Raw genomic sequence first — 14,658 nt, forward strand, 5'->3', positions numbered from 1 at the left:
CCCAGGCTATGAGCGACTACAAGCACACACTGAACCTGCCCGAAACCGACTTCCCCATGCGCGGCAACCTGCCCCAGCGCGAGCCCGGTCGGGTGTCGCAGTGGCAGGACATGAAGCTCTACCAGCGCCTGCGTGAAGAGCGCCGCGGCCGCGAGACCTTCGTGCTGCACGACGGCCCTCCCTACGCCAACGGCAGCATCCACATCGGTCACGCCGTCAACAAGATCCTCAAGGACATCATCGTCAAGTCGAAGAACCTGGCCGGCTTCGACGCCCCCTACGTGCCCGGCTGGGACTGCCACGGCCTGCCCATCGAGCACAAGGTGGAGACCACCCACGGCAAGCACCTCGAGCCCGAACAGGCGCGGGCCCTGTGTCGCGAGTACGCCGCTTCGCAGATCCAGACCCAGCTCGCCGACTTCGTGCGCCTGGGCGTGATCGGCGATTGGGACCACCCCTACCGCACGATGGACTACGCCAACGAGGCGGGCGAGATCCGCGCCCTGGCCGACATGGTCGCCGCCGGCTACGTGTTCAAGGGGCTCAAGCCGGTCAACTGGTGCTTCGACTGCGGCTCGGCGCTGGCCGAGGCCGAGGTGGAGTACCAGGACAAGAAGTCCGACGCCATCGACGTGGCCTTCCCGGCCGCCGACGAGGCCAAGCTGGCGGCCGCCTTCGGCCTGGCGTCGCTGCCCAAGCCCGCCGCCATCGTGATCTGGACCACCACGCCCTGGACCGTGCCGGCCAACCAGGCGCTCAACGTGCATCCCGAGTTCACTTATGCCCTGGTCGATACCGGCAGCCGCCTGCTGGTGCTGGCCGAAGAGCTGGTCGAGAGCTGTCTGGAGCGCTACGAACTCCAGGGTGAGGTGATCGCCACCGCCAAGGGCCAGGCACTCGACCTGATCGAGTTCCGCCACCCGTTCTACGATCGCCTCTCGCCGGTCTATCTGGCCGACTACGTCGAGTCCGAGGTGGGCAGCACGGGTATCGTCCACTCCGCCCCGGCCTACGGCGTCGACGACTTCGTCACCTGCCGCGCCCATGGCATGGCGTTCGAGGAGATCAAGAGCCCGGTGCAGGGTGACGGCGTCTACGCCGACGACCTGCCGTTCTTCGGCGGCCAGCTGATCTGGAAGGCCAACCCGCAGATCGTCGCCAAGCTGGAGGAAGTGGGCGCGCTGCTGGCGCACAAGGTCATCACCCACAGCTACATGCACTGCTGGCGCCACAAGACGCCGGTGATCTACCGCGCCACGGCACAGTGGTTCGTGGGCATGGACGTGAAAGGGCACGACGGCCGCACCCTGCGCGAGCGGGCGCTGGAGGGCATCCAGGCCACCCAGTTCACCCCGGCCTGGGGCCAGGCGCGCCTGCACGCCATGATCGCCAACCGCCCCGACTGGTGCATCTCGCGCCAGCGCAACTGGGGCGTGCCGATCCCGTTCTTCCTGCACAAGGCCAGCGGCGAGCTGCACCCGCGCACCGTCGAGCTGATGGAAGAGGCCGCCAAGCGCGTCGAGCGCGAGGGCATCGACGCCTGGTTCCGTCTCGACCCGGTCGAGCTGCTGGGCGACGAGGCGGCCCAGTACGAGAAGGTCACCGACACGCTGGACGTGTGGTTCGACTCCGGCACCACCCATCGCCACGTGCTGCGCGGCTCGCACCCGCATGGCCACGAGGGCGGCCCGCGCGCCGACCTCTACCTGGAGGGCTCCGACCAGCACCGCGGCTGGTTCCACTCCTCGCTGCTGACCGGCTGCGCCATCGACGGCCACCCGCCGTACCGCGGCCTGCTGACTCATGGCTTCACCGTAGACGCCCAGGGCCGCAAGATGTCCAAGTCGATGGGCAACGTGGTGGCGCCGCAGGAGGTGATGGACAAGCTCGGCGCCGACATCCTGCGGCTATGGGTCGCCTCCACCGACTATTCTGGCGAAATGGCGGTCTCCGACGAGATCCTCAAGCGCACCGCCGACGTCTACCGCCGCATCCGCAACACCGCGCGGTTCCTGCTCAGCAACCTGAATGGCTTCGACCCAGAGCGTGATGTGGTGGCCTTTGACAATATGCTGGCGCTGGACCAATGGGTGGTGGACCGCGCCGCCCAGCTGCAGGCGCGCATCGAGAAGGCCTACGAGGAGTATCGCTTCCTCGATGTCTACCAGCAGGTGCACACCTTCTGCTCGCGGGAGCTCGGCGGCTTCTACCTCGACGTGATCAAGGACCGCCAGTACACCACCCCGACCGATTCCCTGGCTCGGCGCAGCTGCCAGACCGCGCTTTACCACGTGGTCGAGGCGATGTCGCGCTGGGTGGCGCCGATCCTCAGTTTCACCGCCGAGGAGATCTACGAGCACATTCCCGGCAGCAAGGGCGACAGCGTGCTGCTCGAGACCTACTACGACGGCCTCTCCACGCTGGCGCCCGACGCCGAGCTGGGCCGCGGGTTCTGGGAGCAGGTGCTCGAGGTCAAGCAGGCGGTCAACAAGTGCCTGGAGGATGCCCGCAACGCCAAGGTGATCAAGGGCAGCCTGGCCGCCGAGGTGACCCTGTTCGTCGACGACGCCCTGCACGCCACCCTGGCCAAGCTGGGCGAGGAGCTGCGCTTCGTGATGCTGACCAGCGAAGTGCGTCTGGCGCCCCTGGCCGAGGGTAGCGCCGCCGAGGCCACCGAACTCGACGGCCTCAAGGTGGCCGTCTCGGCAAGCTCGCACCAGAAGTGCGAGCGCTGCTGGCACCATCGCGAAGACGTGGGCAGCCACGCCGAGCACCCCGACCTTTGTGGTCGCTGCATCATCAACCTGCCGGAGGGGCCGGGTGAGACTCGCCACTATGCGTAACAAGCAGGATGACAGCGGCACTTCGGTGCCGCCGATGAGCAAGCCGCTGCGCTGGCTGTGGCTGGCCGCCGCGGTGGTGGTGCTGGACCTGGCTACCAAGGCACTGATGTCCAGCGTGCTGAGCTACGGCCAGCCGGTGGAGGTGCTGCCATTCTTCAACCTCACGCTGCTGCACAACACCGGAGCGGCGTTCAGCTTCCTGGCCGGCCATCCCGGCTGGCAGCGCTGGTTCTTCGCCATCATCGCGGTGGGCGCCACGGTGGGCCTGACGATCTGGATGAGCCGGCTCAAGGCCGACGAGAAGCTGCTCGGCGCCTCGCTGGCGCTGATCATCGGCGGTGCCCTCGGCAACCTCTACGATCGCCTGGTGCACGGCTACGTGGTCGATTTTCTCTCCTTCCACGTGGCCGGCTGGTACTACCCGGCCTTCAACGTGGCGGACATCGGCATCACCCTGGGCGCCATCGGCCTGATCTGGGAATCTGTCTTCGAAGGGCGCAAGCAGGCTCGCCGGCGCGGCTGAGCCCGGCGCCTGTGCATGAGCCCACCAACGAGAGCACCATCATGAGCGAATACCGCATCGACGAAGGCATGGAAGTGACGCTGCACTTCACCCTCAAGCTGGAGGACGGCACCGTGGTCGACTCCACCCGCGATAAGCAGCCGGCCACCTTTCAGGTGGGCGACGGCAACCTGCCGCCGGGCTTCGAGCGTCCGCTGAAGGGCCTGGCGAAAGGCGAGAGCGGTAGCTTCGAGATCACGCCGGAGCACGCCTTCGGCCAGCGCAACCCGCAGAACGTACAGCGGCTCAGCCGCGACGACTTCAAGGAGATCGAGCCGGAGGTGGGCACCATGATGTCGTTTGCCGACCCTGCCGGCGGTGAGCTGCCGGGCGTGGTCGTTGCGGTCGACGAGCGGCATGTGGAAGTGGACTTCAATCACCCGCTCTCGGGGCGTACCCTGACCTTCGAGGTCGAGGTGCTGGACGTGAAGCCCGCGCAGACACATTGACCGCCAGCGCGAGGGTCGACTGCCGTAAGGGCTTCGAGATAACCCTGACTTGACTCCATTATCGGATGCCCCGACGCATCAAGGCGACGTAACCATGCAAGCTAACCCCGTGCGAATCCGGCTGGCCAATCCCCGCGGCTTCTGCGCCGGCGTCGATCGCGCCATCGAGATCGTCAATAGCGCGCTGGATGTCTTCGGCCCGCCCATCTACGTGCGTCATGAAGTGGTCCACAACCGCTTCGTGGTCGATACCCTGCGCAGCCGTGGCGCCATCTTCGTCGAGGAGCTCGACGAGGTGCCCGACGACGTCATCGTGATCTTCTCCGCCCACGGCGTGTCGCGAGCGGTGCAGGACGATGCCGAGCGGCGCGGGCTCAAGGTGTTCGACGCCACCTGCCCCCTGGTGACCAAGGTGCACATGGAGGTGCTGCGCTACGCCCGCCGCGGCCAGGAGTGCATCCTGATCGGCCACGCTGGCCACCCCGAGGTGGAAGGCACCATGGGGCGCTACGACACGTCCCATGGCGGCGCCATCTATCTGGTCGAGGACGAGGATGACGTAGCGCGGCTTGAGGTCAATGACCCAAGCCAGCTCGCCTTCGTCACCCAGACCACGCTTTCGATGGACGACACCGCTCGGGTGATCGACGCCCTGCGCGCCAAGTTTCCCGAGATCCAGGGGCCGCGCAAGGACGACATCTGCTACGCCACCCAGAACCGCCAGGACGCCGTGCGCGAGCTGGCCGCCGGCTGCGACCTGCTGCTGGTGGTGGGCAGCCCCAACAGCTCCAACTCCAACCGCCTGCGCGAGCTGGCCGAGCGGGTCGGCACCCCGGCCCATCTCATCGACAACGCCGACGAAATCGATCCGGCGTGGCTCGAAGGGGTTTCCAGCGTGGGCATCACCGCCGGAGCGAGCGCTCCGGAAGTGCTGGTCAAGGGAGTGATCGAACGCCTGCAGGGTCTTGGCGCCCAGGCGCCGGAGGAACTGGCCGGCCGCGAGGAGACCATCACCTTCTCCATGCCCCGCGAGCTGCGCGAGCAGGTGATCGCCAGCGACTCGCCAAACTGAGAAAAGGGCAGAGACACGCCTCCTACCCAATGTATGAGTTTTCTCCTTCTGTGCGAGAATGACAAGCCGGGCCCTGCCCCGGCTTTTTTCATGAGGTCTCTAGCAGATGAAGGCGTCATGATACATACTGAAACGAAGTGTAACTGGAAGCGGAGGAGCGGCGAGTGATGACCCTAGCCCGCCTGGCTCAAAAATCCCCGCGGTGCCTTTGCCGGCTGCAACGCGGCTTCACCCTGATCGAGCTGATGATTGCCGTGGCTGTGATCGCCATTCTGGCCTCGATCGCTGTGCCGAGCTATCGAGGATACGTGGAGCGGTCGTTAAGGGCAGATGCCAAAGCAGGGCTGCTAGAAGCAGCGGGAATTATGGAGCGCTGTTACACACAATATCATACATATAACCATTCGGATTGTTCACTAGTTGGTTCGAGCATTATGTCGCCAGATCAGGAGTACACAATAACGGTTTCTTTTCCAAGCCCTGCAGGCGGTCAAGGCTATCTTGTGTCAAGCTCGGTAAATAGTAGGGATGGCTGCACCAGTAATGGTGGTGTTATGACATACAATCATCTTGGTAATAGAGCACCGGAAAGCTGTTGGTGATGTCATGAAAAACTCTGGCTTCACTCTGATTGAGCTACTGGTAACCATCGCTGTGATGACGATCATCGCGACGATTGCGGTGCCGGGCTTCCAGAGTATGATGGCCAGTAATCGCCTTGCAAGTGACTACAATGAAGTTTTGTCGGGGTTAAATCTTGCCAGAAGTGAGGCAATAAAGCGGCGACAGAACGTCTCCTTTGAAGTCATGGCGAGCTCGCCATGGGAGTACCGGGTCTACGTCACAGACGACGGCAGCGATAATGCCATCCGCGTACGTCAAGCCAGCAGGGCTGGGGTGAGCGTCTCGGATAGCAACGTCGTTGAATTCAATCGGCTGGGGCAGATTGTCGAGAGTTCGGACTGTGATGGCGGCTGTACATTGACGGTTGATAGCAAAACCATTCAGATCAGTGGCTTTGGCCGAATTGGGCGGGGTGGCTCATGATGGCGAATCGGCAGCGTGGCTTTACTCTAATAGAGGCGCTGGTTGCCCTGGTTGTGCTCTCCATCGGGCTGCTCGGCGTGGCGGCCATGCAACTCAGGGCGTTACAGAGCGCGCACATGGGCTACCAACGGGCGGTGGTGAGCCTGGCCGCCATCGATGCCCAAGAAAGGGCTTGGGCATGGTTGGCGAGCAATGACGGCTCGTGCCCGACGGCCAGTAATGTTCATGGAGACTGGCTGACGCAGTGGTTCGGTACGGGAAGGGTGTTGACCAATGTTGCGAGCAATGTCAGTCCCGGCGCCTCCGACTGTGAATATACCGTTTCCATCTCTTGGCAGGAGGAGCGCTACTCGGATGGCGAGAGCGGTAATGCCTTCGTTTACCAGTTCCGGCTGCCAGAGCTATGAGAGATCCCAACCCCATGCTTCCGTTAGCCGCCCCCACTAATGCTTCGAGCCAGGCTGGCTTTACCCTTGTTGAGCTGATGGTAGCGCTGGTGATCGGCCTGATCATCATCCTTGGTGCCGGGCAGCTGTTTCTGATGGGATTCCAGACATTTCGTGATATTGAAGAGCTAAGCAAGAAGCAAGCAGCTTTGACCTTCGTTACAGAAACATTGATTCGTGATGTTCGCCGAGCCAATCTATCTGTCCCTTGTGGGGCTGGCGAGGGCTTTGCTTTTAGTGTTGATGGAAGTTGTCATATTTATACAGTCGAAAATGGTGTTTTAAGTCTTAGTGTGGATGATGACAAGCAGCCGATTGTTGAAGGTGTTTTAGGGTTGGAAAGATTTGATGGAAGTTCCGGCGGATGTGATGCTCCTGGCCTTTACTGTATTGATATACAGTTGGAAGGGGAGCTTGACAGCCTGAGATTCCATGCAATGAATCGCAGCGTAGCAGTAGCGGGTAACTAGGTTCTGGAGGGGTGTTGTATGAAAAATCAAAATGGAGCAGCTCTAGTCGTTGTCCTATCCATGCTTGCGATGTCGCTTATTCTGGGACTTTCCGGCATGCAGTCTTCGCTGATTGATGAACGGTTAGCGGGGAATTATCGTGCGGCTTCGTTGGCCCAAATGGGTGCTGAGCGCGCTGTGGCGGAAGCCTGGGGAGAAGGCGGTAATTTGTTGAGCTCAGATGATTTCGGTGATGTTCTTAGTTTAAGCGCTCTTTCTGGCTATACTTGGCAAAACTTTTCTAACCTTGTTGGTGTTTCTCCAGATGCCTGTGAGGGTGAAATTAATTGTCATTTCTATCTTTTGAAAGAAGAAGAAAATTTTTACATTGTGACGATGGGAGCTGTTGACTATGGGCGTGCTGCAGTAAGCGAGATTATTTTTGTTAAAATAGACCTTGGGGGAGGCGGCGGACCCGAAAGCCCGTTTTCGGATGGAGTGGTTGGTTGTGAGGGTGTGGTTGTTAACGGAGGTGGGAATATTGATAGCCGTGTTAGAACACTGTCTGAAAATGCCGACGTTAGCTTGACAGGTGGAACATATGTTGAGGGCGACGTTCTGGCGACAGGCGCAGTTTATACCTCGGGTAGTGGAGGTGTAGGAGGGGATATTAGAGCAAATAACGATGTGTTGGTGAATGCAAGTGTGGCTTATGGTGGTGGGGTTTTTACTAAGGGAAATGTTTTTCTTAATAATACTGCACAGTTTTCAGGTGGTGTTAATGCTGATGGCAATGTCGAGTTTAACAATGGTGCTACCTTGGGTGGAAATCTGAGCGCAGGTGGGGACGTTACCTTTGCGAATACCGGTGCTTATGTCGAGGGCTCGGTAAAAGCTGCTGGTAATATTTATAATAATTATGACAGCTGGAAAGAAACAAGTTCATTTGCAGGTGGGGGCGTGTCCAGTGGTACCCACTCTGCCGTTTCGCCAGTCCCTACAAGCGAGTGCGATGCAGTCTCGCTCCCAACCGTGATTGAACAGTTTTCAATGCCATCCAATGGAAATATCACTGTAGGTAACTGGCCGAGAGTCAACGCTACAGTGACTCCAGATAAAATAACTTCATTTGATCAAACTTGGAATGTGCAGGAGGATGTTGTGCTGGCAGAGTCTGTGAATTCTTCAGTGCTAGGCTTCGAAGGAGAGGTTCCAGTAATTAGAACGGGTGACCTGACACTGACAAATGGTGAAATGAATGTCTCTGGAGGAGACGTTGTCCTTTTTGTGAATGGTAATCTCACGTTGGGGAGTGGTGGTGGTCTGGGGCTCACCATTGACTCCGGCAGTACGTTGACAATATTCGTGACGGGCACCACCCATATACTTAGTTCTACTCAAATGTCCAGTATTCCTCAGGTGACAAATGGCAGGCCTACATTTTCGCTTTATTCTACTAAAGAGGATATTCTTCCGAGCCAGTCAGGCGTAACAATAAGTGGAAGTGCTAGGGCGGCGGCAAACGTTTATGCGCCATTCGCCAACGTGAAAGTTACTGCGGGAGGTGGGCTGAACGGTTCTGCCAGAGGAAAAACAGTAGAGGTTTCTGGTGGAGGTGGTATTACCTATGACGAGGCATTAGGTGAAGTAGATCTCGGTGGGGGCGGTGGAAATGGAAATGGTATGCCATCAATTGAGAGCTGGAAGTAACTTATTTTTTGTTCTCATCCAACGGACCCCATGAGCCATCCTCTCGCCAACCTTTGTGGACTATTCTTCGCCTGCGCTGTGCCTCCTCGATCGCGGCATCCAGATCCCTGTTTGAATCTTCCAACGTATCCATCGGGCGAAATGAGACTTTCCACGAGGGAGTCGCATCCTGGCGTATGTTCCGTCGAATATGCGATACATCTTCTCGACTGATGAGTGCGGGTAAGCCGTCCGTTGGGTTAGGTTCGGCCACCAAGGGCCTGTCGAATACCCAAGCCCGCTGAGGCACATGGGAAACAGACCAGACGCGCCCCCGCCATTCAGCGCAATTATCGTCGTCCACCAGGCGTAGGTCTCCGAGTGGCACCACTGCGGCCAACAGACGGGCATTGAGTACTGTGCCTGAGTTACCGATGCGCACGGCGTCGTGATACTGCCCGCAGCGCAGTGCTTCCAATGCCATGCGATGCTTTAGATTAGTTTCTAAAGTTCCTGGCCCGCACAGGTGGAGAGTCGCCGTGTCGACCTGTTTGATTGCCCAGACCCTGATGGGAGCTTTCTTAAAAAGCCGGTGAACCATAAGTGATACACCTTTCAGATGAGGTCATGTCACACTTCATCAATGCTTCAGATCAGTAGCAGTCGCAGTTGCGCTAGAAGGAGAGAGCGAAGTGTACCGGTTGGGTTAAAGGATACTTCAGTTTGAATGGGTCGTCATCCATAAATCTTTGCTAATTAAAAAATGTCAGTACCTCTGCTGCCCATACCCTCTACAATATTGGGGAACCGCTGACATACCTTTGGTTGAATGATCTACCCTAACTGTAACAAGCAAGGCTGACCCCGGGAAGCCAGAACGGCCTCCCGGTGGCATTGTCCAAGGTTCCTGCCAGGGAGGAGGCATGCATGCACCAGCAGCACGGTGCAGCACCGATCGTCGTTCTTTCACTAGTCTCCAGAACCGTTCTGCTGAGCCTGTCAGGCTTCCGGTTTACCCTCGTGAGCGAGCGCTTGGCCGGCAACTACCGGGCACGAGCCAAGCCCCGAGGGGCACCGAGTTGGATATTCTTGTGCCTGAGGTGAGGGACGAGCATGTTACTCAAATGCTTATTTCTTAATTTTAACTTACCTAAACTTTTTCAAGGCAAAGCCGCCGCTTGTCCCCTAGCGATAAGCTGCGGCTTGGAGGTAGATGCAACGCTACCCTTCGTTCGGCTTGCGATAGTGCCCGGGAATGGTGACTCGCTCGCCGTTGGGGAGATGACGCACCTGGGTGGGTACGTAGATGCGCTTGATGACGCTTCTGCGTGACTTGTCGTTCATCGTGACAGCTCCTGATTAGTTGCCGATGAAACTACTTTAGACCAGGGATGGCGCGTCGTGCAATTCATCAAGACGAGCCCTCTGGTTTACGCCCCGCCTGCGGTTGCCTAGGTTAGGAGTAGCCTGGCAAGGAGCGCAAGGAGTCGGCATGGAGCAGCTGAACGTTGCCCTCGCAGTCGTGGGTGGTCTGGTGATGGTCGTGGGCCTGCTGTCGAGTCCGCTGGACCGCTCCTGGCTCTCCGCGCCGCTGTTCGCCTTTCTGTTCGGCGTGGCGTTGGGCCCTTTGGCCTGGAAATCCTCGACCCGTCCCGATGGGGTGATGGCCAGAGAATTCTCGAGGAAACGGCCCGGCTGACGCTGGGTATCAGCCTGATGGGCATCGCGCTTCGCCTGCCGCCGCGCTATCCCTTCGCCCACTGGCGCTCGCTGCTGGTATTGCTGGGCCTCGGCATGCCGGCCATGTTCCTGATCAGCTCACTGCTGACCCACTGGGTGCTCGGGCTGCCGTTGTTGATGGCGCTGCTGGTGGGCGGCACTATCTGTGCAACCGACCCGGTGGTGGCCTCCTCGATCGTCACCGGCGGGGTGGCCACGGAGAACCTGCCCGAAGACTATCGCCACCTGCTCTCCAGCGAATCCGGGGCCAATGACGGCCTGGCCTATCCCTTCGTGCTGCTGCCTATCCTGCTGCTGACGCTGCCCATAGGTGACGCCTGGCTGGGCTGGTTTGCCAAGGTCTGGCTATGGGAGATCGGAGCAGGCGTACTGGTCGGCGCAGTGCTGGGTTGGGCGTCGGGGCGTGCCCTGCAGTGGTCGGAAGCGCGGGGTTACCTTGACCAGCCTTCGTTCCTGTCCATCACCCTGGCCCTCACCATTCTGGTGCTCGGGCTGGGGTCGCTGCTCGGTACCAATGGCATCCTGGGAGTCTTTGCCGCCGGCCTGGCTTTCGACCAGGAGGTGGGCGGCAAGGAGCGCAGCGAAGAGGACAACGTACAGGAGGCGGTCAATACCCTGCTGACGATGCCGGTTTTCATTCTGTTCGGCCTGATAGCCCCCTGGACAGAGTGGCGAGCGCTGGGGGCCTCGGGTCTGCTGCTGGCCCTTCTGGTGCTGCTGTTGCGTCGACTGCCGATGATCCTGCTGCTAAGGCCCGGACTGCCGACGCTGCGTGACTGGCCGATCACATTGATCATGGGCTGGTTCGGGCCCATCGGCGTGTCGGCGCTCTACTACGCTGCACTGGTCTCGAGCCGCACCGGCTACAACCTGGCCTGGACCGCAGGCACCCTGATCGTGGTAGCTTCCATGGTCGCCCACGGCATGACGGCGGCGCCGCTGGCCAGCCGCTATGGGCGCTGGCGGCGCAGGAAGGAACAAGGTGGCAACAGCTAATGCGACTGCCGGAAGCGCTCGCGCAGCCGTGCCAGCTCCTCTCGGCTCCAACCCTGCGGTTCCGTCAGCGCCACCCAGGCATCGAAGTAGTGCTCGGCGGCCATGCTGTGGCCATAGCCGGGCGGTGCACGGCCCACGGCCAGGTCGCCGAGCAGTTGCAGCATGGTCACCACGGGGAACCAGCGCAGCTCGGGTAGCACGTCTGGCGCCCGCGGCTCGCGCATCCATTCCGGCTCGCGGTAAAGGATCTGCGGCTCGAAGAATGTGATCGGGTCGCTACCGTACTGCAGGAAGGCGATGCGGAAATCGCCCCAGGCTTGGTCCGGGGCGCCCAGCCCCTGATACTGGTTCATGAAGCGAACCACCGAGCCATTGCGGAAGGTGGGCAGCCAGGCAGGCGAGCCCGCGTCGCGCTCGCTTGTCACGGCCCGCCATGTCTCGTTGCGAAACGGCGGACCGCTCCACAGCGCGCCGTGGAATGGGTCGTCGATGATGTCGTAGAAATCGAACGACAGGTCGGAGTTGAGCGAACCGAGGCTGAGCCCGTGTAGGTAGAGGCGTGGACGCTGTGCTTCGGGGAGCCTCGACCAGTATTCATAGACGGTAGTGAACAGCGCTCGGGCGTTTTCGGCACCGTACTCACCCTCGAATAGCAGCGCCAGGTGGCTTGGCAGGTAGGAGTATTGAATGGTGGCGGTGGCGATATCGCCGCGATGCAGGTACTCCACGGTATTCTGGGCAGAGGGATCGACCCAGCCCCTGCCGGTCGGCGTGGCGAGCAACAGCACGGAGCGCTCGAAGGCGCCGATCCGTATGAGTTCATTCAGCGCCAGCTCAGCTCTCTCGGCTGGAGTGTCGGCCGCGCTCAAGCCGACATAGACCCGGGCGGGGTCGCGGGTTTCGGCCTCGGTGAAGCGGCCGATATCCTCCGCGGAGGGCGCCTGGGTGACGAAGCGGCGGCCGCGCCCTCCCAGCGCCTCCCAACTGATGAGGGAGTGGGAGCTTCCGGCCTTCATGGGGTCGGCAGGCGGTGGTATCTCGTCGAGAATGAGCTCGTCGAGTTGCTGGAAGGAGTTGTCGGCAGCCCGCAGGGCCAGGGTGAAGATGACCCCGTCGATGATTGACCAGAACAGCGCCGCGGCAAACACGACCCCCAGCAGGTTTGACACCCGGTGCGGCACGAAGCGGCGCATCTTGCGGGCGAGATAGCGAAAGGTCAGCCTGAAGAGCTTGACCAGCAGCCACAGCAGGGTGAACAGCGCCAGGGCGATCAGGGCGATGCTGAAAGGGCGTACCCCACTGACCTCCTCCAGGCCCATCAGGTCGCGAAGGCTGTTCTGCCAGGCCGAGGCCTGCCACAGGAAGATCCCCGAGATGATCAGGCAGATTGCCGCTGCGCTCGGCTTGATGCCCCGCTCGGTACGCGGCCCGGGCCGGGGAAGCTGCAGGTAGTCCCATAGCCAGTGGGTGATGAAGCCCAGCGCATAGCCGGCCGAGAAGGAGAGCCCCGAAACGATCCCTGGGCGTAGGTGGGTCTGGGCAGCAGGCTGGGCGTGAGTGAAAAGGCGAACAGCAGCGTGCCCAATAGTAGGCCGGCCGTGGAAAAGTGCTTGAGTGCACTGCGAACTCTGGGATGCATTGCCTTCATCGAATCAGGGAAATGATGGTGCCCATCCAGGGCGAGCGGAGCGATATTAACGTATCCCGGCCAGCCAGGCGCTGATCAGCGCGGCAAGGCGCTCGCGGTAGCGCTGTGCACTGGGGCGCTTCGACCAGCCGTCCAGCGTGATGGGCCGGCTCTCGGCAGTATGCTGCTCGAACAGTTCGGCGACTTCGGTCGCAAACCCGGGGTGTTCCACTTCCACGTTGGCTTCGAGATTCCAGTGCAGGCTCCAGTGGTCGAAGTTGCACGAGCCCACGGTCACCCAGTCGTCGACGATACAGAACTTGGCGTGGGTGAAGCGAGGCTGGTACTCGTAGATATGGATGCCGGCCTCCAGCAGCTCACCGAAATGCCGCTGGCCGGCGTAGCGCACGCTGGGGTGATCGTGCCCCTTGCCGGCCACCAGCAATCGGACGTCCACGCCACGTTCGGCGGCATTGCAGACCAGGCGGCGCAGCTGACGCGAGGGCAGGAAGTAGGGGGTGTACATCCAAAGCCGTTTCTCGGCCGTGGTCATGCGGTAGTGAAGCGAATGTCGGATGGTCTTGTCGCTCGGCCCCTCGTTGTGCACCAGGCGAGCCTGCATGTCACCGACGCTGTCGACTACCGTGGCCTCGGCGGGGAGACTGCGCTGGATGGGGGCCTTGTCGCCGCGGGTGCGGGAAGACTCCCAGAGGTCGGCTAGCAGGGTGATCCAGTCCTCCACCACCGGCCCTTCGGCGCGTACCACCACGTCGAACCAGTCGCCCAGGTAGTCGTCGGTCAGGCAATAGCCGCCGGTATAGGCCACGCGACGATCGACCAGCAGCATCTTGCGATGGTTGCGATTCAGGTTGCGGCGCAGCCGTCGCATCATGAACGGATTGTAGTGGCGCAGGGCCACACCGGCCGAGGATAGGCGTTCACGCTCCCCGCGGCCGAGTCCCACGGCGCCGAAGCTGTCCAGGACCACCCGCACCTCGACGCCACGTTGGGCAGCGCGAACCAGCGCGTCCAGGAAGCGGCGGGTGACCCGCCCCGACTCGATCAGGTATTGCTCGAACCACACCGACTCCTGGGCGTTGTCGATGGCTTCGAGCAGCTCCGGGATGAAGCGCTCGCTGTCGGGTATCAGGGTGATTGTGTTGCCGCTCTTCCATTCGGTCTGCACGGTGGGCCTCCTTGCCCATCTTGCTGAATCGCTAACCCGAGCGTAGGAGCAGCAGGCTGCCACGGCAACGTCAGGGGCTTAGGCAATGCCGTTGGCAGGCCCACAAACCGGACGCGCTCCCCGTCGGCTCAGTGATATCGGTTGGGCAGGCGCGAGAAGCAAACCGGAGGACGGTACTTCTCTCCTGCCGGGGCGCGCTCGAGCGCAGGTCGGACCCGCCAGCCTCGTGAGCTCGCCCACTCCTTGAGTTCCCGGTAGTCGAGCAGGGGAAAGTCGAGGGTATAAGGGTTGGGGGAAGATGCGGGAAAGGCGAAGGCCACATGGGGGTAATGGGCCAGGGCGTTGGGACCGCCGTGGGCGGCGAGCGCCAGGTCGAGGGCTGACTGCCAGGCCTGGGCATCACGAGGGGCCTGCGCTGCGGTGGGCTGTGCATGGTCGTGCGAGTGGAAACTTCCCATGACGTTTACCTCACTTTGGTATCGATTGTTGGTCGCAGTGGCTACATCCAGGTCGATGACTCCTTGGTCTTGCTTGGTAAGCGCCCCACCCAGC

15 protein-coding genes are annotated in these 14,658 nt (G+C 61.1%); 11 read left to right on the forward strand and 4 right to left on the reverse strand.

Annotated elements, in window-relative coordinates:
* Positions 1–8: 8 nt before the first annotated feature.
* From ileS to ACUDAL_RS00480, 9 genes are all read left to right on the forward strand, one after another.
* Positions 9–2,843: an isoleucine--tRNA ligase gene (gene ileS, locus ACUDAL_RS00440; RefSeq protein ID WP_444676726.1), complete on the forward strand. Its 2,835-nt coding sequence runs from the start codon at positions 9–11 to the stop codon at positions 2,841–2,843.
* Positions 2,836–3,366, forward strand: a complete 531-nt coding sequence (gene lspA / locus ACUDAL_RS00445) for a signal peptidase II (protein WP_444679259.1) — start codon at positions 2,836–2,838, stop codon at positions 3,364–3,366. The genes ileS and lspA overlap by 8 nt, the downstream gene beginning before the upstream one ends.
* Before the next feature lie 41 nt (positions 3,367–3,407).
* Positions 3,408–3,854 carry an FKBP-type peptidyl-prolyl cis-trans isomerase gene (gene fkpB / locus ACUDAL_RS00450; protein ID WP_444676727.1) on the forward strand — a complete coding sequence of 149 codons (447 nt, stop codon included), beginning with the start codon at positions 3,408–3,410 and terminating at the stop codon, positions 3,852–3,854.
* A 94-nt stretch (positions 3,855–3,948) separates the two neighbouring features.
* Positions 3,949–4,926 (forward strand): 4-hydroxy-3-methylbut-2-enyl diphosphate reductase, encoded by a 978-nt coding sequence (gene ispH, locus ACUDAL_RS00455; protein ID WP_444676728.1) that lies wholly within the window; start codon positions 3,949–3,951, stop codon positions 4,924–4,926.
* Positions 4,927–5,093: 167 nt separating this feature from the next.
* Positions 5,094–5,528: a type IV pilin protein gene (locus tag ACUDAL_RS00460; protein ID WP_444676729.1), complete on the forward strand. Its 435-nt coding sequence runs from the start codon at positions 5,094–5,096 to the stop codon at positions 5,526–5,528.
* Between the two features lie 4 nt (positions 5,529–5,532).
* Entirely contained in the window at positions 5,533–5,973 is a 441-nt protein-coding gene (locus tag ACUDAL_RS00465) for a GspH/FimT family pseudopilin (protein WP_444676730.1), read from the forward strand.
* Positions 5,970–6,380 carry a type IV pilus modification PilV family protein gene (locus ACUDAL_RS00470; RefSeq protein ID WP_444676731.1) on the forward strand — a complete coding sequence of 137 codons (411 nt, stop codon included), beginning with the start codon at positions 5,970–5,972 and terminating at the stop codon, positions 6,378–6,380. Before ACUDAL_RS00465 ends, ACUDAL_RS00470 begins: the two co-directional genes overlap by 4 nt.
* Positions 6,377–6,889: a PilW family protein gene (locus ACUDAL_RS00475; RefSeq protein WP_444676732.1), complete on the forward strand. Its 513-nt coding sequence runs from the start codon at positions 6,377–6,379 to the stop codon at positions 6,887–6,889. The genes ACUDAL_RS00470 and ACUDAL_RS00475 overlap by 4 nt, the downstream gene beginning before the upstream one ends.
* An 18-nt stretch (positions 6,890–6,907) precedes the next feature.
* Positions 6,908–8,578 carry a DUF7305 domain-containing protein gene (locus tag ACUDAL_RS00480; RefSeq protein ID WP_444676733.1) on the forward strand — a complete coding sequence of 557 codons (1,671 nt, stop codon included), beginning with the start codon at positions 6,908–6,910 and terminating at the stop codon, positions 8,576–8,578.
* Positions 8,579–9,778: 1,200 nt separating this feature from the next.
* Here ACUDAL_RS00480 and ACUDAL_RS00485 read toward each other — a convergent pair.
* A complete protein-coding gene (locus tag ACUDAL_RS00485; protein WP_444676734.1) occupies positions 9,779–9,901 on the reverse strand; it encodes a hypothetical protein in 123 nt (40 codons plus the stop codon).
* 148 nt (positions 9,902–10,049) lie between these two features.
* Here ACUDAL_RS00485 and ACUDAL_RS00490 point away from each other — a divergent pair, with 148 nt between their 5' ends.
* Positions 10,050–10,256 carry a hypothetical protein gene (locus tag ACUDAL_RS00490; protein WP_444676735.1) on the forward strand — a complete coding sequence of 69 codons (207 nt, stop codon included), beginning with the start codon at positions 10,050–10,052 and terminating at the stop codon, positions 10,254–10,256.
* Positions 10,232–11,293, forward strand: a complete 1,062-nt coding sequence (locus ACUDAL_RS00495) for a cation:proton antiporter domain-containing protein (protein WP_444679260.1) — start codon at positions 10,232–10,234, stop codon at positions 11,291–11,293. The genes ACUDAL_RS00490 and ACUDAL_RS00495 overlap by 25 nt, the downstream gene beginning before the upstream one ends.
* Here the strand turns inward: ACUDAL_RS00495 and ACUDAL_RS00500 are convergent.
* From ACUDAL_RS00500 to ACUDAL_RS00510, 3 genes are all read right to left on the reverse strand, one after another.
* Positions 11,290–12,879 (reverse strand): alpha/beta hydrolase, encoded by a 1,590-nt coding sequence (locus ACUDAL_RS00500; protein WP_444679261.1) that lies wholly within the window; start codon positions 12,877–12,879, stop codon positions 11,290–11,292. The two genes, ACUDAL_RS00495 and ACUDAL_RS00500, sit on opposite strands and share 4 nt — an antisense overlap.
* Before the next feature lie 108 nt (positions 12,880–12,987).
* Positions 12,988–14,106: a phospholipase D-like domain-containing protein gene (locus tag ACUDAL_RS00505; protein ID WP_444676736.1), complete on the reverse strand. Its 1,119-nt coding sequence runs from the start codon at positions 14,104–14,106 to the stop codon at positions 12,988–12,990.
* Between the two features lie 128 nt (positions 14,107–14,234).
* Positions 14,235–14,564, reverse strand: coding sequence for a hypothetical protein (locus ACUDAL_RS00510; RefSeq protein ID WP_444676737.1), 330 nt, complete (start codon positions 14,562–14,564; stop codon positions 14,235–14,237).
* Positions 14,565–14,658 lie beyond the last annotated feature (94 nt).

This window comes from Halomonas sp. E19 (assembly GCF_052439355.1).
Classification (GTDB): domain Bacteria; phylum Pseudomonadota; class Gammaproteobacteria; order Pseudomonadales; family Halomonadaceae; genus Halomonas.